Origin of the sequence: Duganella sp. BJB476 (assembly GCF_003416895.1) — a bacterium.
GTDB lineage: Bacteria > Pseudomonadota > Gammaproteobacteria > Burkholderiales > Burkholderiaceae_D > Rugamonas.
The window spans coordinates 647084-669047 of the sequence record NZ_QVIO01000004.1 but is presented as its reverse complement, the minus strand read 5'-3'; the positions used below and the strand labels follow the sequence as shown (position 1 = coordinate 669047).

Annotated in this window: 22 protein-coding genes; 7 read left to right on the top strand and 15 right to left on the bottom strand. The window is 63.6% G+C overall.

All coding sequences use genetic code 11. The features are described from left to right. Window positions 1-8: 8 nt before the first annotated feature. A complete protein-coding gene (locus D0T21_RS19585; RefSeq protein ID WP_116991520.1) occupies window positions 9-308 on the bottom strand; it encodes a hypothetical protein in 300 nt (99 codons plus the stop codon). A gap of 186 nt (window positions 309-494) precedes the next feature. Here D0T21_RS19585 and tsaD point away from each other — a divergent pair, with 186 nt between their 5' ends. Then, the gene (gene tsaD, locus D0T21_RS19580) at window positions 495-1535 is read left to right on the top strand and encodes a tRNA (adenosine(37)-N6)-threonylcarbamoyltransferase complex transferase subunit TsaD (protein ID WP_116991521.1); all 1041 of its coding nucleotides are present in this window, start codon (window positions 495-497) and stop codon (window positions 1533-1535) included. On the opposite strand, the gene D0T21_RS19575 is transcribed toward tsaD, so the two are convergent. Together D0T21_RS19575 and D0T21_RS19570 are read right to left on the bottom strand one after the other, a co-directional pair. After that, window positions 1532-1717 carry a hypothetical protein gene (locus tag D0T21_RS19575; RefSeq protein ID WP_116991522.1) on the bottom strand — a complete coding sequence of 62 codons (186 nt, stop codon included), beginning with the start codon at window positions 1715-1717 and terminating at the stop codon, window positions 1532-1534. The two genes, tsaD and D0T21_RS19575, sit on opposite strands and share 4 nt — an antisense overlap. Before the next feature lie 133 nt (window positions 1718-1850). Then, window positions 1851-2771, bottom strand: a complete 921-nt coding sequence (locus D0T21_RS19570) for a LysR family transcriptional regulator (RefSeq protein WP_116991523.1) — start codon at window positions 2769-2771, stop codon at window positions 1851-1853. A 108-nt stretch (window positions 2772-2879) separates the two neighbouring features. On the opposite strand from D0T21_RS19570, the gene D0T21_RS19565 reads away from it, so the two are divergent. Then, on the top strand, window positions 2880-3740 hold the full coding sequence (locus D0T21_RS19565; RefSeq protein WP_116991524.1) for an oxidoreductase: 861 nt from the start codon (window positions 2880-2882) through the stop codon (window positions 3738-3740). Here D0T21_RS19565 and D0T21_RS19560 read toward each other — a convergent pair. The 7 genes from D0T21_RS19560 to ybaK all read right to left on the bottom strand — a co-directional run bounded on the left by D0T21_RS19560 (window position 3737) and on the right by ybaK (window position 9146). Further along, a complete protein-coding gene (locus tag D0T21_RS19560) occupies window positions 3737-4987 on the bottom strand; it encodes a metal-dependent hydrolase (RefSeq protein ID WP_116991525.1) in 1251 nt (416 codons plus the stop codon). The genes D0T21_RS19565 and D0T21_RS19560 overlap by 4 nt on opposite strands. A gap of 4 nt (window positions 4988-4991) precedes the next feature. Beyond that, window positions 4992-5726: an AAA family ATPase gene (locus D0T21_RS19555; RefSeq protein WP_116991526.1), complete on the bottom strand. Its 735-nt coding sequence runs from the start codon at window positions 5724-5726 to the stop codon at window positions 4992-4994. 3 nt (window positions 5727-5729) lie between these two features. Beyond that, window positions 5730-6020: a DUF427 domain-containing protein gene (locus tag D0T21_RS19550; RefSeq protein ID WP_116991527.1), complete on the bottom strand. Its 291-nt coding sequence runs from the start codon at window positions 6018-6020 to the stop codon at window positions 5730-5732. Window positions 6021-6038: 18 nt separating this feature from the next. Beyond that, window positions 6039-7091, bottom strand: a complete 1053-nt coding sequence (locus tag D0T21_RS19545; RefSeq protein ID WP_116991528.1) for a sensor domain-containing diguanylate cyclase — start codon at window positions 7089-7091, stop codon at window positions 6039-6041. A gap of 133 nt (window positions 7092-7224) precedes the next feature. Further along, complete coding sequence (locus tag D0T21_RS19540) at window positions 7225-7875, bottom strand: DsbA family oxidoreductase (RefSeq protein WP_116991529.1); 651 nt, start codon at window positions 7873-7875, stop codon at window positions 7225-7227. A 78-nt stretch (window positions 7876-7953) separates the two neighbouring features. After that, on the bottom strand, window positions 7954-8583 hold the full coding sequence (gene plsY, locus D0T21_RS19535; RefSeq protein WP_116991530.1) for a glycerol-3-phosphate 1-O-acyltransferase PlsY: 630 nt from the start codon (window positions 8581-8583) through the stop codon (window positions 7954-7956). 71 nt (window positions 8584-8654) lie between these two features. After that, window positions 8655-9146: a Cys-tRNA(Pro) deacylase gene (gene ybaK, locus D0T21_RS19530; protein ID WP_199538527.1), complete on the bottom strand. Its 492-nt coding sequence runs from the start codon at window positions 9144-9146 to the stop codon at window positions 8655-8657. A gap of 47 nt (window positions 9147-9193) precedes the next feature. Between ybaK and D0T21_RS19525 the strand changes: the two genes are divergently transcribed. After that, window positions 9194-10192, top strand: a complete 999-nt coding sequence (locus D0T21_RS19525) for an endonuclease/exonuclease/phosphatase family protein (protein ID WP_116991532.1) — start codon at window positions 9194-9196, stop codon at window positions 10190-10192. 9 nt (window positions 10193-10201) lie between these two features. Here the strand turns inward: D0T21_RS19525 and D0T21_RS19520 are convergent, their stop codons facing one another. Then, on the bottom strand, window positions 10202-11953 hold the full coding sequence (locus D0T21_RS19520; RefSeq protein ID WP_229211551.1) for a bifunctional diguanylate cyclase/phosphodiesterase: 1752 nt from the start codon (window positions 11951-11953) through the stop codon (window positions 10202-10204). 220 nt (window positions 11954-12173) lie between these two features. Between D0T21_RS19520 and D0T21_RS19515 the strand changes: the two genes are divergently transcribed. Next, window positions 12174-13409 (top strand): efflux RND transporter periplasmic adaptor subunit, encoded by a 1236-nt coding sequence (locus D0T21_RS19515; RefSeq protein WP_116991533.1) that lies wholly within the window; start codon window positions 12174-12176, stop codon window positions 13407-13409. Between the two features lie 3 nt (window positions 13410-13412). After that, the gene (locus D0T21_RS19510; RefSeq protein WP_116991534.1) at window positions 13413-16559 is read left to right on the top strand and encodes an efflux RND transporter permease subunit; all 3147 of its coding nucleotides are present in this window, start codon (window positions 13413-13415) and stop codon (window positions 16557-16559) included. Window positions 16560-16609: 50 nt separating this feature from the next. On the opposite strand, the gene D0T21_RS19505 is transcribed toward D0T21_RS19510, so the two are convergent. The 3 genes from D0T21_RS19505 to D0T21_RS19495 all read right to left on the bottom strand — a co-directional run bounded on the left by D0T21_RS19505 (window position 16610) and on the right by D0T21_RS19495 (window position 18266). Further along, window positions 16610-16792 (bottom strand): hypothetical protein, encoded by a 183-nt coding sequence (locus D0T21_RS19505; RefSeq protein WP_116991535.1) that lies wholly within the window; start codon window positions 16790-16792, stop codon window positions 16610-16612. A gap of 71 nt (window positions 16793-16863) precedes the next feature. Continuing rightward, complete coding sequence (gene xerD / locus D0T21_RS19500) at window positions 16864-17769, bottom strand: site-specific tyrosine recombinase XerD (protein ID WP_116991536.1); 906 nt, start codon at window positions 17767-17769, stop codon at window positions 16864-16866. After that, window positions 17745-18266 (bottom strand): methylated-DNA--[protein]-cysteine S-methyltransferase, encoded by a 522-nt coding sequence (locus D0T21_RS19495; RefSeq protein ID WP_116991537.1) that lies wholly within the window; start codon window positions 18264-18266, stop codon window positions 17745-17747. The genes xerD and D0T21_RS19495 overlap by 25 nt, the downstream gene beginning before the upstream one ends. A gap of 595 nt (window positions 18267-18861) precedes the next feature. On the opposite strand from D0T21_RS19495, the gene D0T21_RS19490 reads away from it, so the two are divergent. Both D0T21_RS19490 and D0T21_RS19485 read left to right on the top strand, forming a co-directional pair. Continuing rightward, window positions 18862-19515 carry a TRAP transporter small permease gene (locus D0T21_RS19490; protein WP_116991538.1) on the top strand — a complete coding sequence of 218 codons (654 nt, stop codon included), beginning with the start codon at window positions 18862-18864 and terminating at the stop codon, window positions 19513-19515. 29 nt (window positions 19516-19544) lie between these two features. Next, window positions 19545-20900, top strand: a complete 1356-nt coding sequence (locus D0T21_RS19485; RefSeq protein ID WP_199538528.1) for a TRAP transporter large permease — start codon at window positions 19545-19547, stop codon at window positions 20898-20900. 58 nt (window positions 20901-20958) lie between these two features. Here the strand turns inward: D0T21_RS19485 and D0T21_RS19480 are convergent, their stop codons facing one another. Continuing rightward, window positions 20959-21945: a TRAP transporter substrate-binding protein gene (locus D0T21_RS19480; RefSeq protein ID WP_116991540.1), complete on the bottom strand. Its 987-nt coding sequence runs from the start codon at window positions 21943-21945 to the stop codon at window positions 20959-20961. Window positions 21946-21964: the final 19 nt, after the last annotated feature.

Below are 21964 nucleotides of genomic sequence, written 5' to 3'. Positions count from 1 at the left end.
CAACGAAGTCAGCCGAAGGCCATCACCCTGGTGGCCACGCCGAAAGACCCCGCCAGCGCCGCTTCGGCCTGGCTGGCCGGGGCGCTCAGTTCATCGAGATCCAGATAGACCTTGCAGTCCTCCACCTTGACCGAGTAACGGCGCGGCTCGACATCGCTGCACGCCAGCACCGCATGCACCTGCTCCTCGCCGGTACGGAACAGCGCCACGCCCGGCAATTCCTGCCAGGCCAGACCGCGCGGCACCAGGCGCGCGCCGCTCATGGGCACATCCTTGAGTTTGCAAATCAGCTTCCATTGTCCGGTCATCGCGCGCCTCCCTAGTCAACTTCCCCCAGTTGTCTAAGCAAAACCGGTGCCACGAAAAACGCCCGGAATCCTGACCGAACGGCAAAATTCCGCACTTTGCCAGTGCGGCGCGGACCTGACATGGTGCATGCTTGCACGCACTTTCCATTACAATGGCGGATTCCCCTTTTCATTTGTGCACCCTTCATGATCGTTCTCGGCGTCGAATCCTCCTGTGACGAAACCGGCCTTGCGCTGTACGACACGCAACACGGCCTGTTGTCCCACGCCCTGTATTCGCAAGTGGCGATGCATGAAGAATACGGCGGCGTGGTGCCGGAACTGGCCTCGCGCGACCACATCCGCCGCGCCATTCCTCTGCTGACGCAGACGCTGGAAGGGGCCAGCAAGACGCTGGCCGACATCGACGCCATCGCCTACACCCAAGGCCCCGGCCTGGCCGGCGCGCTGCTGGTCGGCTCCTCGGTCGCCTGCAGCCTGGGCCTGGCGCTGGACAAGCCGGTGCTGGGCGTGCACCACCTGGAAGGCCATCTGCTGTCGCCGCTGCTGGCGTCGCAGCCGCCGGAGTTCCCTTTCATCGCGCTGCTGGTTTCGGGCGGCCACACGCAGCTGATGCGGGTGGACGGCGTCGGCCAGTACACGCTGCTGGGCGAAACGCTGGACGACGCGGCCGGCGAAGCCTTCGACAAATCGGCCAAGCTGCTGGGCCTGGGCTACCCGGGCGGTCCGGCGATTTCGCGCCTGGCCGAGTTCGGCGACCCGACGGCCTACAAGCTGCCGCGCCCGATGCTGCATACCAAGGATTTCAATTTCAGCTTCTCCGGCCTGAAGACGGCGGTGCTGACGGTGGTGAAGAACCACGAAGAAAAAGTCATCGCCAATATCTGCGAGCAGGACAAGGCCAACATCGCGCGCGGCTTCGTCGACGCGATCGTCGACGTGCTGACGGCCAAGTGCATCTCCGCGCTCAAGCACACCGGCCTGAAGCGGCTGGTGATCGCGGGCGGCGTGGGCGCCAATTCGCAGCTGCGCGCGTCGCTGAACGAGGCGGCGGCCAAGAAGAAATTCAAGGTCTACTACCCCGAACTGGAATTTTGCACGGACAACGGCGCGATGATCGCCTTCGCCGGGGCCATGCGCTTGATGATCAACCCGGACGCGGCAAAGAAAGACTACTCGTTCAACGTGCGGCCACGCTGGCCGCTGGACGACATCAAAGTCGTTTAAGCCTGCGCGAACGCGACCGAGGCCAATACGGCCAGGCCGGCCAGCGCCAGCAGGTACTTGATCTTGCCCTTACCCAAGCGCACGCCGCGCGCGGCGATGCGTTCGCTGCGCAGACGGTGCTCGTCCGACGCCGATTCGTGGACTACATTGTTCGTTGTTTTTTGTTCAGTTGCGGTATTCATAACAGCCTCCATGTTTAACGATCTTCTTCCTTTCTGGAGGGCAACGCAATTGTCATGCCAGCCATCTAGTCCAAAAGTGGCCTATACGACTTGATTTTAGGCCTTTTTGTGGCAAACACGCGACACGATACCGCTAAGCAAGCGCGGCCTGCTGCGCCGCCAGCCGCTGCGGCGCCCGCTCCGCGACGAAATCGATGAAGTGCCGCACCCGCAGCGGCATCAAGGTACGTTGCTGGTAGTACATGAACACGCCGCTGTTGGACGTGGCCGTCTGCCGCAGCAGCGGCACCAGCGCGCCGCTGGCCAGCTCGGCCTCGATCATGAAGACCGGCAACTGGCCGATACCCAGGCCGTTTAGCACCGCCGTCAACTCCCCTTCCACCGTATTGAACCTGGCCACCGTCGGCATCTCCTGGTAGACCGTGGCGCCGTCCACCTGCAATTCCCACGCCATCACGCGGCCGGTGGAAGGGTGGAGGAAGCCGGTGCAGCGATGCTGCTGCAAATCCGCCGCCGTCTGCGGCGTGCCGTGCAGGGCCAGATAGCCGGGCGTGGCGCAGGGCACCAGCAGGATCTCGCCCAGCTTGCGGGAAATCAGGTTGCGCTCGGGCGGATTGCCGGCGCGGAAGCCGACATCGATCTTGCTCTCCACCAGGTCGGTGAAGTGGTCGTCCAGTTGCACATCGAAATGCGCGCCCGGATAGCGCCGCTGGAACTCCGGCAGCAGCGGCACGAGGATCGTATTGCCGATCGACATGGGCGCGACCACGCGGATCAGGCCGTCCACTTCGAGACGGCTGTTCTGGATATGGTCCAGCGCCTCGTCCAGCAGGCGCAGGCCGGGGTTGGCCAGCTCGAACAGGCGCGCGCCCTCCTCCGTCAGGCTCAGGCTGCGGGTGGTGCGGTGGAACAGGCGCACGCCCAGATGATCCTCCAGCTGCCGCACCGCCTTGCTGACGGCCTGCGGGGTCAGGCCGGCATCCACCGCCGCCTGGCTGAAGCTTTTGGCGCGCACCACGCCGATGAACAGACTGACAACCCTGGCTTTATCCATATTTACAACCAAAAGGTGATAATCAAACAGCTTCCCTATGGCTAGTGTAACAGGTCGGTGATGCCTACACTGGCATCTACCAACTCACCTCACACCAAGGAAACGATCATGACTGGCACTGCACAAAAAGTATGGTTCATCACCGGCGCATCCCGTGGCTTCGGCATGCTGACGGCGCAAAAAGCGCTGGCACGCGGCGACTTCGTGGTCGCCACCGCCCGCGATCCGCAATCCGTCACCGCCGTTCTGGGCGACCATCCGAATCTACTGGCCTTGCGCCTGGACGTCAAACTGGAAGCGCAAGCCATCACCGCCGCCCAGCAAGCGATTGCGCGTTTCGGCCGCATCGACGTGCTGGTCAACAACGCCGGCTACGGCCTGCTGGGCGCGGTGGAGGAAGCCAGCGCCGAGGAAGTGCGCGCGCTGTACGACACCAACGTCTTCGGCCTGCTCAACGTCACCCGCGCCGTGCTGCCGGCGATGCGCAAGCAAGGCGGCGGCCATGTCATCAACATCTCGTCGGTGGGTGGTTATTCGGCCTTTGCCGGCTGGGGCCTGTACAGCTCGACCAAGTTCGCGGTCGAAGGCTTGAGCGAGGCGCTGGCGATGGAAATGGCGCCGCTGGGCATCCATGTGACGGTGGTGGAACCGGGCTTCTTCCGCACCGATTTCCTCGATGCCTCGTCGCTGGTGTCCACCCACAGCCGCATCGAAGACTACGCCGCCACCGTGGGCGCGATGCGCGAGTTCGCCGCCGGCGTCAATCACCAGCAGCCTGGCGATCCGGCCAAGCTGGCCGGCGCCCTGCTGCAACTGGCCGACAGCGCCAAGCCGCCGGTGCGTTTGCAACTGGGCTCGGACACGGTGGAACGCGTGCGCGCCAAGAACCAGTTCGTCGAAACCGAGATGGCGCAGTGGCTGGAGCTGGCGGTATCGACCGACTTCAACGCGCTGCAAAAAGCGGCTTAAAGCTTGCCCGGCGGGTGCAGCGACAGCATATCCTCGCGCGGGTAGCCCCAGCCGGGGACGCCCGCCGGACATGGCCCGGCCTGCCCCGCATGCAGCGTCGTGAAGTTCCCACGCGGCGTGGTCGCGAAACGATAATCGGCCAGCTCGCCGGTTGACAGCATCAGCGCCGGCATGCGGGCAAAGCGCAGCCAGGCGTCCACCTGGCAGTTCTCATCCTTCAGCATGCGCAGCGCCGTCAGGCTGGCCAGCACCGTGCCGAATTGCTGCACACCGGGCGACAAAGCCAGCACCTGCTCCGGCGCTCCGACCAGGCCCGCAGGACAGGCCAACGGCGCCAGCCACTCAGGCGCCAGGCTGGCCACGCCACGCCGCAGACGGTAGTAGCCCTGCTTCTCATTGGCCTCCACGCTGGCGTACGACCAGCACAGCGGCTGCGACGGGAACGCCGTCATCGCCACATCCATCACGCGCACGCCCGGATCGGCCTTCAGCAACGCAGCGCTGATTTGCTCGCGTCCGTAATGCGAGGCCACGCCCTGCAGCGCGATGAAGCTGGCGCTGACTACCAGCGCCAGCACCAGGCCCGCGCGGCCGCGCGCACCGGCGCGCCACTGCGCTGCGCCGCAAGCGGCCGCGATCAACAGCAGCGCGGCAAACGACGTCCACGCCAGATAACCCTTGGCCGCGAACACCACCAGCGCGCCGAACAGGCAGGCCAAGCCGAGCATGCGCAAGGAACGCCAGCGCATGATGAGCGCCATCGGCACGCCGATCGCCACCCAGAACAGCGGCTCGACGATGAACACCATGTCTCCATAGAACCAGCGTCCGGTGAACGGATACCAGGGATGAATGCCGTAGGAATTGGTGAAGTCCATCAGCAGGTGCAGCGCAAAGCCCAGCCCCACGCTTAAGGCCAGGCCGAGCCGCGCCGGCCGGCTGGCCTTCAGCAGCGCGCGCGCCGACGGCCAGCAGAACCACAGCAGCGCCGCCAGCAGCAAGGCCTGCGGCAGCGCCAGCAAGGCCGTATGCGTATGGCCGCGATGATGCAGCAGATAGCCCAGCGGATCGGGCAGCAGCTTGTTCAGGACCAGGTCGAGATCGGGGAAATTACTGGCCAGCGCGCAAGCCACCAGCAACAGCCGGTGCCGCACCCGCTGCGACGGCGCATCCGCCTCGTCGGGCAGGCTGCGGTGCACCAGTTCTCCAACGCCGAAACCGATAATGCTGTGGGTGATATTGTCCATGTACCTATTCTGGTTTGAGCAGCTGTTCCAGCCGCCGCGGATAGTGGTTGAGGAAGTCGCGCGTGACGGCGTAATGCTCGGTGTCTTCGTAGGCGACTTCGGTGATGCCGGTGCCGTCGAACAGCAGTATCTTCGCGTTCGGGTAGGACAGCAGTATCGGTGAGTGGGTGGCGATGATGAATTGCGACTCGTCCTCCACCAGCTGATGGATCGCCGTCAGCGCCGCCAGCTGGCGGTTGGGCGACAATGCCGCTTCCGGCTCGTCCAGCAGGTACAGGCCCTTGCCTTTGAATTTGTTGAGCAGCACCGCCATGAACGCCTCGCCATGCGAGCGCGTATGCAGCGAGCGGCCGCCGTAACCATCCAGGTAGCCCACTTCGTCCATGTAGGTGGCGACGTTGTGAAAACTCTCGGCACGAAAAAAATAGCCATCGCGCGGCGCGCGAAAACTCCTGGACAGCTTGAGCGACTCAAACAGCGGCGCATCTTCGCGCGCCGTATTCAAGCGCACGCCCTTGGTGCCGCCCTCCATGCTGAAGCCCAGTGCCAGCGCGATCGATTCCAGCAGCGTCGATTTGCCGGCGCCGTTCTCGCCGATGAAGAAAGTCACATCCGGGTGAAAGCTGATCGACTCCAGGTTGCGTACCGCCGGCACGGTGTAGGGATGCCGCTCCCAGTCGACACCATCGCCGAACAGCGCCGTGATCCTTTGCAGATACGGCTTGGCCTGTAACGCCATCGCCTAGCGCTGCACGTCCACGCCGCGCCAGAACGCCACATGGTCCTTGATCTGCGCAGCCTTCTCGGACGGCTCAGGATAGTACCAGGCGGCGTTCTCGTTGACCTTGCCGTTGACGTTCAGGCTGTAGTAGCTGGCCAGGCCCTTCCACGGACAGCGCGAAGTGTGCGCGCTCGCCTGCAGGTACTCCGTCTTGACGCTGGACGGCGGGAAGTAGACATTGTTCTCGACGATTTCAACTTCGTCGTCCTTCGCATCGGCGATGACGACGCCGTTCCAGCTGGCGGTAGGCATGGGGACTTCCTTTCAGTGTCAGGTGGGGCCGCATTCCACGCGGTTGCGGCCGGCGTGCTTGGCGCGGTACAGCGCAGCGTCGGCCTGGCGCAGCAGGCTTTCCGCGTCGCTGATTTCCATGTGGTCGAACGAACCCACGCCGATGCTGGCCGTCACCGGCAGCAGGCGCGGGCCGGCGTAGTGCAGCTGCGCTTCAATCTTGGCGCGCAGTGTTTCGGCGAACTTGCAGGCGCCTTCGACCGGCGTGTTCGGCAGGATCACGCACAGCTCTTCGCCGCCGTAGCGGCCCGGCACGTCGATCACGCGCACGCTCTCGCGCAGCAGCAGGCCGACGCTGGCCAGCACCTGGTCGCCGACCGCGTGGCCGTATTCGTCGTTGATTTGCTTGAAGTGGTCGAGGTCTATCATCACCGCCGACAACGGCGAGCGGAAACGCTTGGCGCGCGCCGTCTCGAACTTCAGGCGGTGCAGCAGCGAGCGGCGGTTGTGCAGGCCGGTCAGCTCGTCGGTGGTGGCCAGCTGCTCCAGCTCGCGCACGGTGGATTCCAGCGCCTTCTCGTTGGCGCGCAGTTCGATCAGCGCCATCACCTGGCGCGCCAGCTTGACCAGCGTGGCGCGCTGTTCGGCACTCAGGCCGCCCGGCTTGGTGTCCATCACGCACAGCGTGCCGATGGCGAAACCGTCGGACGAGGTCAGCGCCACGCTGCTGTACATGCGCATGTGGGGTTCATCGACCGTCAGCGCCATGTGGGCGGTGCGGAAGTCCAGCGTCAGGTCGGGGATTTCAGTGGCGGTCTCGCCCAGCACCGCCAGCGAGCAGTAGCTCTCGCCGCGCGGCAGCTCACCCAGCTGCATGCCGGCGCAGGACTTGATCCAGACGCGCTCGGCGTCGACCAGCGAGATGAAGGCATACGGCACCTCGCACACTTTGGCGGCCAGCTCGGTGAGGAAGCTGAAGTCTTCGCAGGCGGGGGTATCGAGGATGTGGTAGCGGTGCAGTGCGGCCAGCCGGAACTGGTCGGCCTGCGGACGGGCGATGGACAGCGTGTGTACTTTTTCTGCGGCCAGCATAGGCCTCCCTGTAGCGACGTCGATCTTTTTTGGGCACCCGGAATGCAGCGGGGCCGAACTATGGTGCTACCCGATCAGTTTATCGCAAAACAGGGACGGCGGGAGCACTTGCCCCCGCCGCGGTCCGCATTTTTTAAGCCGCTTGCGCCATGATCTCGCGCAGCGCCTTTTCAAACACCTCGGCCGGCTGGCCGCCGGAAATCAGGTGGCGCTCGTTGATGATCACGGCCGGCACCGAGTTGATGCCGTGGCGCTGGAAGAACTGCTCGCGCTCGCGCACCTCGTCGGCGTACTGGTTCGATTGCAGCACCTCGGCGGCGACGCCGGTGTCCAGCCCCACTTCGCCGGCCACCCGCAGCAGCACGTCGTGCGAACTCGGATCGTCGCCCTTGGTGAAGTAGGCGCCGAACAGCGCTTCCTTCAGCTCCTTCTGCTTGCCCTCGGCCTCGGCCCAGTGCAGCAGGCGGTGGGCGTCGAAGGTGTTGTAGATGCGGCTGCGCTTGCCCATGGCGAAATCGAAGCCGACTTCGGCGCCGCGTGCGCGTATCATCTCGCGCGCCTGTTCCTGCTGCGACGGGGTCGAACCGTATTTTTCGGCCAGGTGCTCGCCGATGTCCTGGCCCTCGGGACCCATGTTGGGATTCAGTTCGAAGGGCTGGAAGTGCATGCTCACTGCCGCTTCATCACCGATATTGGCCAGCGCCTGGTCCAGCGACTTGAGGCCGATGGCGCACCACGGGCAGGAAACGTCGGAGACGAAATCGATCTTCAGGGGAGTGGTCATGATGTGCCTTTGCTAAACGTAATTTTCAGCATATGGCGATGCCCGGCGCAAAATCAAGCGCCGGGACGGGGGATGGCCTTACTTTTTCTTGGCTTTGACGGCTTCTTTGCTTTTGCTGCCGATGCGGCTTTCCTTGCCAGCCAGCAAATTCGAGATGTTTTTGCTGTGACGGAAAGCCAACAGTGCGCTCATGACGAACACCGCGAACAGCTGCGGCTCGACGCCGAACAGCAGGCCGTAGTAGAACGGCGCGAACAGCGCCGCCACCAGCGCCGCCAGCGACGAGTAGCGAAACGCGAACGCCACCGCCAGCCAGGTCACCAGCGTGGCCAGGCCCAGCCAGGGGTTCAGGCCCAGCAGCACGCCCAGCGCGGTCGCCACGCCCTTGCCGCCGACGAAGCGGAAGAACACCGGCCACAGGTGGCCCAGGAACACCGCGATCGCCACCAGGGCGATGGTGGCGTCGCCGATCTGCAACTGATTCTGGTAACGGATCGCCAGCCACACCGCCAGCCAGCCCTTGGCGCCGTCACCGATCAGGGTCATGATGGCGGCCGCCTTATTGCCGCTGCGCAACACATTGGTGGCGCCGGGATTTTTCGAGCCGTAGGTGCGGGGATCGGCGATGCCGAACAACTTGCTCATCACGACGGCAAACGAGATCGAGCCGATCAGATAGGCGGCGACGGTCATCCAAACTGTATTCATTATTTCCTCAAAAGTAGTCATACGCCCGTTGGGGGCCGCTGAATATACACTGCCGGCGGCCAATCAGCCAACTAATCGGCCAGCGCGCAGTGCACCGGCTTGGCCTGCAACAAATCGATCAACACCTGCGGCGCGATGCCAACCAGATAACCCCTGCGGCCGCCATTGATATAAATCGTTTCCAGCGCAAGAATGCTATCCTCGACATACACCGGCAGCGCCTTGCGGGTGCCGAACGGCGAGGTGCCGCCGATCTGGTAACCGCTGTGGCGGGTGGCCACCTCCGGCTTGCAGGGTTCGACGGATTTGCAGCCGATGCCGCGCGCCAGGTTTTTGGTCGAGACCTTGCAATCGCCGTGCATCAGCACAATCAAGGGTTTAGCGGCCTCGTCCTGCATGACCAGGGTCTTGACCACCGCGTGTTCGTCCACGCCCAGTTCGCGCGCCGACACCGTGGTGCCGCCGTGTTCTTCGTAGTCGTAGGGGTGCTCACTGAAGACCACCTTATGTTTGCGCAGCATTTGCGTTGCCGGGGTCTCGGAGATGTGCTCTTTTTTAGCCATGCGTGATACGCTGCTTGTGAAGTAATGTCGATCGGGAGTTTCTAATTATGCAGCAGGAAATTCGCTTTGCCACTTTCAATGTTTGCAATCTTTCCCAGCCTGGGGCGAAATTGTACGACAATCTGCCGCCATTGACGCCGGCCGAGTACCAAGCGAAAGTCCTGTGGACCGCGCAGCAGCTGGACCAGCTCGACGCCGACGTGATCGGCTTGCAGGAAATTTTCTCGCTGGCGGCGCTGCGCGACGTGCTGGCCCACAGCGCCCGCTACCGCGAAGCCACGCTGGCCGGCTTCGACGCCGCGCCCGATCCGAGCACCGGCGCCGCGCGCGTGGTGCCGCAGGTGGCGCTGATCTCGCGCCTGCCGCTGGCGGCGCCGGCCGCCGAATACCGCGCCTTCCCCGACGGCGTGGCGCTGCCGGCCGGCAGCCGCGACGCCGACCGCTTCGCCCGCGCGCCCTTGCACGCGCAGGTGCTGCTGCCGGACCAGCGCATCGTCGACGTGATCGTCATCCACCTCAAATCCAAGCGGCCCGACTACAGCAGCGGCGACGACTACGCCGATCCGATGCAATACGCGCAAGCCAACCTGCGCTCGCTGATACGGCGCGGCACCGAGGCGGTGGCCCTGCGCGCCCTGCTCAGCCAGCTCGAAAGCAGCGCGCGCCGGCCGCGCGTGGTGCTGGGCGATTTCAACGACACCGCCGACGCCGTCACCACCGCCATCGTCATGGGTTCCGGCGCGGCCGGCCTGCCGGGCGAGGAACTGAGCGGACGCATGTTCGATTGCAACCAGATCCAGCTGGGCCGCGACACGCTGCGCCAGGTCGGCTACACCAACATCCACGAGGGCCACTACATGACCATCGACCATGTGCTGGTGTCGGAGGAGTTCAACCCGGCCTCGCGCTACGCGGTCGGCGAGGTGCTGGACGTGACTTATCTAAATGACCACCTGCTGCAGGACAAGCCGGAAGCGTCCGACCACGGTCAGGTGCTGGTGCGGCTGCGCCTGTACGGCGCGCGCGACCGCGCCCAAGCCATGTAGCCTGGCGTATCAGGCACCGTCCAGCAGGCCGCCCAGGCCGTCGAGCAAGCCGTTCTGCCGCACATAGTGCCCTTGGTACTGCTGGCAACCATGCTGCGCCAGGAAATGCAGCTGCGCTTCGGTCTCCACCCCTTCCGCCAACACCGTCAAGCCCAAGCTGCGCGCCATCGCGATGATGGCGATCACCACCACCGGCGGCGCCGCGCCGTCGCCAGCGCCGTCGATGTCGCCGATAAAGGTGCGGTCTATCTTCAACTTGTCGAACGGGTACTCGCGCAAATGGCCAACCCGCGTATAGCCGGTGCCGAAGTCGTCGATCGCCAGCCGCACGCCCAGCGCCCGCAAGGCGCGCAGCGTGGCCGGCGCAGTGGAGCTGTGCTTCATGATGACGGCCTCGGTCAGCTCCAGCTCCAGCAGCTCGGGCGCCAGGCCGGACAAGGTCAGCGCCGCGGCGACGCTGTCGGCCAGGTTCCGCTGCAGGAACTGCGTCTGCGACAGGTTGACCGCCACCGCCAGCGGACAACCGGCATCCTGCCAGCGGCGGGCGTCGCGGCAGGCCTGCTCCAGCACCCATTGCCCGATCGACACCATCAGCCCGCTGTCCTCGGCCACCGCGATGAAACGCTCCGGCCGCAGCAAGCCCAGCGCCGGATGGCGCCAGCGCAGCAAGGCTTCGGCCGCCAGTGGCCGCGCACTGGCGATGTCGATCTGGGCCTCGTATTCCAGCACGAACTGCTGCTCGCGCAGCGCGCGCCGCAAGTCGTTTTCAAACGTCACCCGCTCGACGATCTGCGCGTTCATTTCGGGACTGAAGAACTGGAAGCCGTTGCGGCCTTTTTCCTTGGCGTGGTACATGGCCAGGTCGGCGTTACGGACCAGGGTGTCGATGTCGGCGCCATCGTCCGGGTAGATGCTGACGCCGATCGAAGTGCTCACATGCAGCCGGTGCGGCTCCAGCACGAACTCCTGGCTGATGGCGTTCAGCACCGTGTCCGCCAGGTGCGCCACCTGGTCGATGCCGCCGATCTCGGGCAGCATGATGACGAACTCGTCGCCGCCCTGGCGGCTGACGGTGTCGACGCTGCGCACGCAGCGCACCAGCCGCGCCGCCACCTCCTGCAGCAACTGGTCGCCGACGTGATGGCCCAGGGTGTCGTTGATATTTTTAAAACGGTCGAGATCGAGGAACAGGATCGCCAGCCGGCTGCGCTTGCGCCGCGCCACCGCCATCGCCAGGCTCAGGCGGTCGAGCAGCAGCACCCGGTTCGGCAAGTCGGTCAGGAAATCGTGCTCGGCCAGGTGGCGGGTCTGCTCCTCGGAGCGGCGGCGGTCGGCGACGTCGGCCAGCAAGGCCAGGTACATCACCAGCTGGTCCTGCTTGCGGGCCGAGATGTCGCGGATCACCGCGACCATGCGCTGCGGGCCGATGGCGGTCAGCAACACCTCGGCCCAAAACCGGCGCCCGCCGCAACCCACGCAGCACCATTCGAACTGGCGGTTGCCGTCGCGTTGCGCATCGGCCAGCAAGTCGGCCAGCGCGCGCGCCGACAACACGCCCTCGGCCTGCTGCAATGGTGACAAATCGACCAATCCCAGGCCCAGCAGGCGGTCCGGCTGGGCGCACTCGAACAGCGCCTGCGCGGCCGGATTGCAGGCCACCACGCGGCCATCTTGCAACAACAGCAAGGCGTCGCTGGTTTGCGCATACATCGCGAGCAAGTCCGCGCCCGCGCCGTCATCTCGTTTGTGTGCTGGTGCCACCTGGCCCTCTCCGGCATAGCGCCCATAGCGCCCTCTCAGGCCTTGCTCATTCTTGCCGCTGACAGGAATCGACCATTGACTTCCATCAAACGCGCTTGATCCCGCGTTTTTACCGTTCATCCGTATTTTTTCGCGGCCTGTCGCATTTCTCTGGCGGCCGGCCTTGAAAATTCCTAAAGTGCCAATATGCGCCGTGGCGACCTTTAAATAGAAGAACGATATGAAACTAGAAACCTTGCCCGTCTCCCCACAATCCACGGTGCGCAGCAAGCGCTGGCGCAAGCCGCTGGCGGCGCTGATCGTCATCGGCCTGGCCGGCGGCGGCTGGACCGTCATGCACAAGAAGGACGCCCCGCCGCCCAGCGCGCAGGCGGCCAAGGACGATAAAAAGAAACAGGAAATCTTCGAGTTGGCCAGCGGCGATATCGCGGCCATCGATGCCAGGTCATTGGCGGTCAGCTTGCCCTTATCCGGCTCGCTGGCGCCCCTGAGTTCGGCCACCATCAAGTCCAAGGTGTCGGGCGTGGTGGAGGCCACCACGGTGCAGGAAGGCATGGCGGTGTCCGCCGGCCAGGTGCTGGCGCGCATCGACCAGTCCGACCTGCGCGCGCGCCTGCAACAGCAGCAGGCCATGCTCGACGAGGCGCAGGCCAAGCTGTCGCTGGCGACCAAGAACGAGACCAACAGCGGCGCCCTGCTCAAGCAGAAATACATTTCGCAAAACGCCTACGATTCGACCCAGAACAGCGTCGACCTGGCGCGCGCCAACGTCAAGTCGGCCGCCGCGATGGTGGAGATCGCGCGCATCGCGCTGAACGACGGCGTCATCAAGGCGCCCATCAGCGGCGTGGTCAGCAAGCGCCACGTGCAGGCCGGCGAGAAGCTGGCGCCGGACATGCCGGTCTACAGCATCGTCAACCTGGCCGAGCTGACGCTGGAGGCGCAGGTGCCGGCCTCGGAAATCCCGCGCGTCAAGGTGGGCCAGGACGTCAAGTTCAGGGTCGACGGCTTCCAGGGCCGCGACTTCGCCGGCAAGGTGGCGCGCATCAACCCGGCCACCGAGGCTGGCTCGCGCGCGATGCTGGTCTACATCTCGGTCAGGAACGACGACAGCGCGCTGCGCGCCGGCATGTTCGCCAAGGGCAGCATCGTCACCGACCGTTCCGCCGTGATGCCCATCGTGCCGATGACGGCGCTGCGCACCGACAAGGGCCAGCAGGTGGTGTACAAGATCGAGCAGGGCAAGGTGATCGCGCAGCCGGTCAAGCTGGGGCTGCGCAACGAGGATGAGGGCTACGCCGAAGTGGTCGAAGGCCTGGAGCAAGGCGCCAACGTCATCGTCTCCAAGCTCGACAGCGTCAAGCCGGGCAGCCAGGTCAAGCTGCCGGCCAATGTCGCCACGCCGGCTCTGCTGACCAATTCGGCAAAGTCCGCCATGCTGGCTCAGAAGGGTTAAATCATGTGGATCACTAAAACCAGTATCCAGAACCCCGTCTTCGCCACCATGGTGATGGTGGCGCTGGTGGTGCTGGGCCTGTTCTCCTACCGGGGACTGGGCCTGGAAGCCATGCCCAACGTCGACATCCCCGGCGCGCTGATCGAGGTCAATTATCCGGGCGCGTCGCCCGAGGCGGTGGAGAACGACATCACGCGGCCGATGGAGGACGTGGTCAACACCGTCAGCGGCATCAAGACGCTGCGCGCCAACTCGTGGGAAGGCCGCGCCGGCCTGTACATCGATTTCGAGCTGTCCACCAATATGGACAAGGCGATGCAGGACTTGCGCGACAAGGTGGCGCAGGTGCGCCCGCGCTTCCCGAAAGAAGCCAAGGATCCGTTCATCGTCCGCTTCGAGGGCGAGAACAGCCGCCCGATCGCGCAGATCGGCCTGACCGCCACCGACCACTCGCTGCGCGACCTGTCGACCATGGCCGACCAGCTGATCGGCAAGCGCTTCCAGGGCGTGGCTGGCGTCGGCCAGGTGCGCCTGAACGGCACCGCCTCGCGCCAGATCCTGATCAGCCTGCGTCCCAACGACCTCAACGCGCAGGCCATCGGCGTCGATGAAGTGATCAACGCCATCCAGGCCACCAACACCAACCTGCCGGCCGGCTCGATCAGCTTTGCCGGCAACGAGCAGCTGGTGCGGGTCGAGGGCAAGATGAAGGATGCGCGCGACTTCAACAAGATCATCGTGGCGCGCCGCGCCAACGGTCCGGTATTCCTGGAGCAGGTCGCCACCGTGATCGACGGCGCGCAGGAAGAACTGTCGGTCTCGCGCCTGAACGGCAAGCGCGCCGTCACCATCGACATCACCAAGGTGCAGGACGCCAACGTGGTCGAAGTGGGCCGCCGCATCCAGAAGGTCGCCGCCGACCTGCAGAAGACGCTGCCGGCCGACATCACGCTGACCGTGCTCAACGATGAATCGCTGAAGGTGCAAAGCCAGCTCGACAACGTGAAGGAAACCATCATCGAAGGCGCCGTGCTGACGATGTTCATCGTGTTCCTGTTCCTGCACTCGTGGCGTTCGACCATCATCACCGGCCTGACTTTGCCGATCTCGGTGATGGCCAGCTTCATCGCCATGAAGTTCTTCGGCTTCACGCTGAACTTCCTGACCCTGATGGCGCTGTCGTTGTGCATCGGCCTGCTGATCGACGACGCCATCGTGGTGCGCGAGAACATCGTGCGCCACCTGGGCATGGGCAAGAACCACCGCCGCGCGGCCGAAGACGGCACCAATGAAATCGGCCTGGCCGTGATGGCCACCACCTTCGCCATCGTCGCCGTGTTCATTCCGGTGGCCTTCATGCAGGGCATCATCGGCCGCTTCTTCCTGCAGTTCGGCGTCACCGTCGCGGTGGCCGTGCTGGTGTCGCTGTTCGTCAGCTTCACGCTCGACCCGATGCTGTCGTCGGTGTGGCCGGACCCGGTCAAGGACCGTTTCAAATATGTGCCGTGGCTGGGCCGCTTCATGCACTGGCTGGAGGGCGGCGTCGAGGCGCTGCACGTGGTGTACGGCAAGGTGCTGGCGGTGGCGCTGCGCTGGCGCAAGCTGACCCTGGCCTTCGCCGCCGCGCTGTTCGTCGCCAGCCTGATGCTGGTGCCGATGATAGGCGGCGAGATGTTCCCCGACCAGGACAACGGCTGGATCAACCTGCACCTGAAGACGCCGGTCGGCTCCAGCCTGGAGTACACCGACAACAAGGTGCACCAGGTCGAGGAAGCGCTGAAGGCCTTCCCTGAAATCGCCAGCGTGATCTCGGTGGTCGGCACCCAGGACGGCCGCAACAACGCCCAGATCGACATGAAGCTGCAGGACCGCAAGACCTACAAGCGGCGCTCGCAGAAGGAGCTGGAAGGCGTGGTGCGCGCGCGCCTGAGCAAGATCGCCGGCATCACCATGTCGGTGGGCTGGAAGCCGATCTTCATCGCCATCCTCGGCACCGACGAAGGCAAGCTCGATTCCGTCGCCCATCACCTGATGGACAAGATGCGCAAGATCAAGGGCATCGCCGACCTGGAATACAGCCAGGAAGGCGCCAACCCGTCGACCACGGTCAAGATCAACAACGAGCTGGCCAGCGATTTGGGCCTGTCGGTGCAGCAGATCGGCAGCGCGCTGCGGCCGTTCGTGGCGGGCGACACCACCAGCCACTTCCTGGCCGACGACGGCCAGAACTACGACGTCAACGTGCAACTGCCGAAATCCGGCCGCCAGAAAATCGCCGACCTGGCCGACCTGTCGCTGGCCTCCAGCAAGCTGGGACCGGACGGCCGTCCGGTGATGGTGCCGCTGCGCCAGGTGGTGGACTTCGTGCCGTCGTTCAGCCCGCAGGTGCTGAAGCGCCAGGCGCTGCAACGCCGGGTGGCGGTGTATGCCGGTGTCGAAGGCCGTCCGGGCGGCGACGTCGACAGCGACGTCAAGAAGGCCATGAAGGAAATCGAGCTGCCGGCCGGCGTGCGCTTCGACGTCGGCGGCAATGCGCAGGACATGGAAGAGAGCATGTCGTCGGCCATGATCGCGCTGGGCATCGCGGTGATCTTCATCTACCTGGTGCTGGCTTCGCAGTTCGGCAGCTTCCTGCAGCCGGTGGCGATCATGATGTCGCTGCCGCTGTCGCTGATCGGCGTGCTGGTGGCGCTCTTGATTACCGGCAGCACCCTGAACATCTTCTCGGTGATCGGCTTCATCATGCTGATGGGCCTGGTGACCAAGAATGCGATCCTGCTGGTAGACTTCACCAACCATGCGCAGCAAGGCGGCATGGGCCAGCGCGAAGCCATCATGTCGGCCGGCCAGGTGCGGCTGCGGCCTATCGTGATGACCACCTTGGCGATGGTGTTCGGCATGCTGCCGATGGCGATCGGCATGGGCGACGGCGGCGAAACGCAGGCGCCGATGGGCCGTGCGGTGATCGGCGGGGTGATCACCTCCACCCTGCTGACCCTGGTGGTGGTGCCGGTGGCCTACACCTACCTGGACAGCCTGGGCAAGCGCTGCGCCCGCTTCTTCAAGGGCAAGGCGCACGACGAAGAGGCCGCGCTGCAGGACGCCATCGAGCCGCTGCACGACGTCAAGAGCCGCAACGAAGTCGCCTGATTAGCAGGCACCACGCAAAACCGGGCTGCATGCCCGGTTTTTTTTCGTTCTTACTCGGCCGCTGCGGCGTCGCCATCGGCGGCGTCGTCGCCGTCCATCTCTTCCAGCTCGCCTTCCTGGGCCAGGCCGGGGTTCTGCTTCAGCTCGGCCTTGCGCCGGGCTTTTTCATCCGCTTTTTTCTTCTTTTCCAGCTCACGCTGGCGCTTTTCATACGCGAAATTTGTCTTTGCCATTTGCCACCTCTTCTTTATACGGTTCGATTACCTGCCCACATTATGACGCAGTTACGGCCGGCGCAAGTTTTTCAGCCGCGAGGATGATGTTGCGCATGCAAATGCTTCAGGCGTTCGCGGGCGACGTGGGTGTAGATTTGCGTCGTCGAAATGTCCGAATGCCCCAGCAGTAACTGTACCACCCGCAGGTCAGCGCCGTGGTTCAGCAAGTGGGTGGCGAAGGCGTGGCGCAAGGTGTGCGGCGACAGCGGCGCGGTGATGCCGGCCTTTAATGCATGTTTTTTAATCAAGACCCAGAACATCTGCCGCGTCATCGGCCCGCCGCGCGCGGTGATGAACAGCGCGTCGTCGACCTGGCCGTTGAGGATGATGCCGCGCGCTTCCTTGACGTAGCGCTCGATCCACACCCGCGCCTGCTGCCCGAACGGCACCAGCCGCGTCTTGGCGCCCTTGCCGGTGATGCGCAGCACGCCGTCGTTCAGGCTCAACTCCAGCAGCTTAAGCGTGACCAGCTCGGACACGCGCAGGCCGCTGGCATACATCAGCTCCAGCATGGTGCGCTCGCGCAGGCCCAGCGGCGTGGCGACGTCGGGCGCCGCCAGCAAGGCCTCCACTTGAATTTCGCTCAAGGTGTGGACGAAGCGCGCCGGCTGTTTGGCAGATACCAATTTCAGCGTCGGGTCGTCGGCGATGCGGCGCTGGCGCAGCAGCATCTGGTAGAAACGCCGCAGCACCGACAGCCGCCGGTTGGACGAGGTGGCCTTGCCGCTGTCCTGGTGGCGGGCGGCGATATAGCCTTCGATATCGTGCGCGGCCACCGCCGCCAGCCCCGCCACCTGCGGCCGCTTCTTCTCCAGCCAGGTGGCGAACAGGCGCATGTCGCGCCGGTAGGCTTCCAGCGTGTTCTTCGACAGGCCGTCCTCCAGCCACAGGCTGTCGCAGAACTCGTCGATCAGAGCAGTGTTGTCTGTTGCCATGCGTATTCGCTCGATCCTTCATGCGCCAGCAGCCAGCGCTTGATGCCCAGCAGGTAGCCATTGGGGTCGTCGCTGTTGGCGAAGCCGCCCAGGCCGCTGGCCGAGGTGACGCGGTGGCAAGGAATCACCACCGGGAACCAGTTGGCGCCGCAGGCCTGGCCCACCGCGCGCGGCGCCGAGCCGATGTGCCGGGCCAGCTCGCCATAGCTGCGCACGCTGCCGCGCGGAATCGAACGGATGGCGTCCCAGACCTTGTGCTGAAACTCGGTGCCGGCGCGCTTGAGCGGCAGGTCGAAGATGAAATCGGCGTCCTGGCAATACTGCTCCAGCTGCCCGGCCGCCAGTTCCGCGACGGCGTCCTGTGGTGCTTTTGCATCAAAATGGGGCGGCAGGTAACACAGTTCCGTTATCAGACCACTTGCCGTGCGCACGCCCAGTTTTCCAAGCGGCAAATCCAGGACGGCGGAAAACAATTCATGCTGCTGTTGTATTTTCATCACACGCTATGCACCAAAAAATCCGGCTAAAGTTGTCGAAATGCACCATTTTGTTGCATTCGAACTACATTAAAAAAACCACACGGTTGCATTGTAAATCCGCGCCGCCAACGACAACGGATCGACAGGCAAAAAAAAACGCACCTTGCGGTGCGTTTCCAAATCCTGCTTCACGTTCCCGGTCGTTTGCCTGTCCCCGTAGCACGCTTGTGGCGGCCTTCAGCGACTATAACAACGACATTCTGTAAAACGTGCGTCTCCTCGATCTATTGCCGGTATTCAGTACCGTTTCTCTACACACTCCCCACCTACAATTCTGGGCTCTTGCTACCGGATCGCATATTGATATGCAGTTATCCCTGAGAGCGACGCAATCATAACGTATCTATTTCGCTTTTTCTCCTTTTTTTTCGGCCTGATGACGGCCTTGCTTTAAACATGAAACAAATCTGACGCATATCAAGAAAGTTGTGGTATTGGGCTTGAAATTGCCAAAAGACCTAGTAGTACCCCTCATTGCTTTCATCCCAACAAAATTATAATTTAGGCGAAAATGCCGGATTTCCCGGTATCAATAAAACCCTAGAGACAAATCATGTTCGCAAAACTACTGGATCATCTGGAGGAGTGGATCATCACCTTCCTGATGGCAGGCGCCACCCTGATCATCTTCCTGTCCGTGGTGCACCGCTACGGCACCGGCCTGGCCATCCCCGGGGTCCAGGATTACCTGCTGTCGCTGCACTTCGAATGGGCGCAGGAGCTGGCCATCATCATGTTCGTGTGGATGGCCAAGTTCGGCGCGGCCTACGGCGTGCGCATGGGCGTCCACGTCGGCGTCGACGTGCTGGTCAGCCGCCTGCCGGACGCCTGGCGCCGCCGCGCCACCTACGTCGCGCTGGCCTGCGGCATGCTGTTCACCGGCATCATCGGCACGCTGGGCCTGACCTTCGTGTGGGAAAACGGCCTGCACTACGCGCTGTTCAACAAGCTGGGCATGGATATCAGCGCCCTGACCGAAGGCCCGACCACGCCCGACCTGGAGTGGCCGACCTGGTTCATCTACTCGGTGGTGCCGATGGGCTCCTACCTGATGTGCTTCCGCTTCATCCAGGTGTCGCTGGTCTACTGGCGCACCGGCGAGATGCCGCACCAGGACGAATCGCACGTCGATGGCCTGGACGATGCCGAAGACGACGACATGTTTGCCGTCGCCCACCCTACCCCAGCCCACGGAGGTGCCAAATGAGCGGCGCTGCACTCACTTCAGTCAATGTCATGTCCAAGAAACGCGCGGCTACCTGGCTGATCGGCATCGCCGCCATCCTGCTGGCGGTGTGCGTGATCGGCGGCAAGGTCGGCATCGTGTTCGCGCTGCTGCTGGCGCTGATGTTGACCGGCATCCCGGTCTCCATCGCGCTCGGCCTGACGGTGCTGATGTTCATGTACCTGCTGACCCACGTGCCGGTCGAGGCGGTGGCGCTCAAGCTGTTCAGCGGCATCGAGAAATTCGAGATCATGGCGATCCCGCTGTTCATCCTGGCCGGTAACTTCCTGACCCACGGCGGCGTGGCCAAGCGCATGATCAAGTTCGCCACCAGCCTGATCGGCCACTGGCACGGCGGCCTGGCGCTGGCCGGCATCATCGCCTGCGCCATGTTCGCGCTGGTGTGCGGCTCGTCGGTGGCGACGGTGGTGGCGATCGGTTCGATCATCCTGCCGGCCATGGTCAAGCAGGGCTATCCGAAACGCTTCGGCGCCGGCGTCATCATCACCGCCGGTTCGCTGGGCATTTTGATGCTGCCGTCGATCCCGAAAGTGATCTACGCCATTTCCACCAACACCTCGATCGGCGCGCTGTTCCTGGCCGGCCTGTTCCCCGGCATCCTGCTGACCGTGATGCTGTGCACCACCACCTGGGTGCTGGCCAAGAAGAACGGCTATCCGCGCATGCGCAAGGCCACCTGGGGCGAGCGCGGCAAGGCGTTCAAGGACAGCGTGTGGGGCTTGATGCTGGTGGTGATCATCATCGGCGGTATCACCAAGGGCATCTTCACGCCGACCGAGGCGGCGGCGATGAGCGCGGTGTATGCCTTTATCATTTCGGTGTTCGTCTACAAGGACATGCCGCTGAAGAAGACGCCGGAAGTGCTGAAGAAATCGGCCAGCCTGAGCGCGATGCTGTTGTACATCATCACCAACGCCGTGCTGTTCTCCTTCCTGATGGCGCACGAGAACATTCCGCAGGCGATGGCGGACTGGATCCTGGCCAAGGACCTGGGCCAGGCCGGCTTCCTGTTCTTCACCAACATCCTGCTGCTGCTGGCCGGTAACGTGATGGAGCCGTCGTCCATCATCCTGGTGATGGCGCCGATTCTGCACCCGGCCGCGATCCGCCTGGGCATCGACGCCGTCCACTTCGGCATCATGATCGACGCCAACATGGAAGTGGGCCTGTGCCACCCGCCGGTCGGCCTGAACCTGTACGTGGCCAGCGGCATCTCGAAGATGAGCATCTCCGAGCTGACCGTGGCGGTGATGCCGTGGCTGCTGACGATGCTGGTGTTCCTGGTGATCGTGACCTACTGGCCGGGGCTGTCGTTATGGCTGCCCAAGGCGATGGGCTTGATGTAATAAAAAAGGGAGGCCAAGTTCGAAACTGGCCTCCCTTTTAATTTAAAAACGAGCTAAATTATTTAGCTGCTTCCTTGTTGATCGCCGAGATCAGATCCTTGCCGATACGGCCTTCCATATCCTTCTGCACCGGCAGCAGCGCCTTGCGCCATTCCGCCTGCTCTTTCACGCTAGGCGTGTAGATCTCGGTCTTGCCGGCTTTCTTGATGGCTTCCAGCGCCAGGTCGTTGTCGCGCTGGGCGATGGCTTTTTCAAACGTGGTGGCATCCTTCATCGCCTTGTCCAGCGCGGTGCGGATATCGGCAGGCAGGCCATCCCAGAACTTCTTGTTGACGATGACCGCATAACCCAGGTAACCGTGGTTGGACACCGTCACATACTTCTGCACTTCGTGCATCTTCTGGGTGTACATATTCGATGGCGGATTCTCGGTGCCGTCGACCACGCCGGTTTGCAGCGCCTGGTACACCTCCGAGAAGGCCAACACCTGCGGGTTGGCGCCCAGCGCGCGCATCTGCGCGTCCAGCACCTTGGACGACTGGATACGCATCTTCAGGCCTTTGAAATCGGCCACGCTATGCAGCGGCTTGTTGGCCGACATGACCTTGAAGCCATTGTCCCAGAACGCCAGGCCGATGATGCCCTTCGGTTCCAGCTTCTTCATCAGGCCCTTGCCGATTTCGCCCTCGGTGACGTTGTACAGCGCGGTCTTCGACGGGAAGATATACGGCAGGTCGAACGCTTCGAATTCCTTCACGCCCAGCGGGCCGAATTTGGCCAGCGACGGCGCCAGCATCTGCACGGCGCCCAGCTGCAGCGCTTCCAGTTCTTCCTTGTCCTTATACAGCTGGCTGTTTGGGTAGACTTCGACCTTGACGCGGCCATTGGTGGCCTTCTCGGCCAGCTGCTTGAAACGCTCGGCGGCCTGGCCTTTTGGAGTATCGGTGGCGACCACGTGGCTGAATTTGATGACGATAGGCGCCTGGGCGTAGGCATTGAAGCTCAGAGCGACGCTCAGTGCCAGTAGTACGGATTTCAGTTTCATGAAGTCTCCAGAAGGGAAT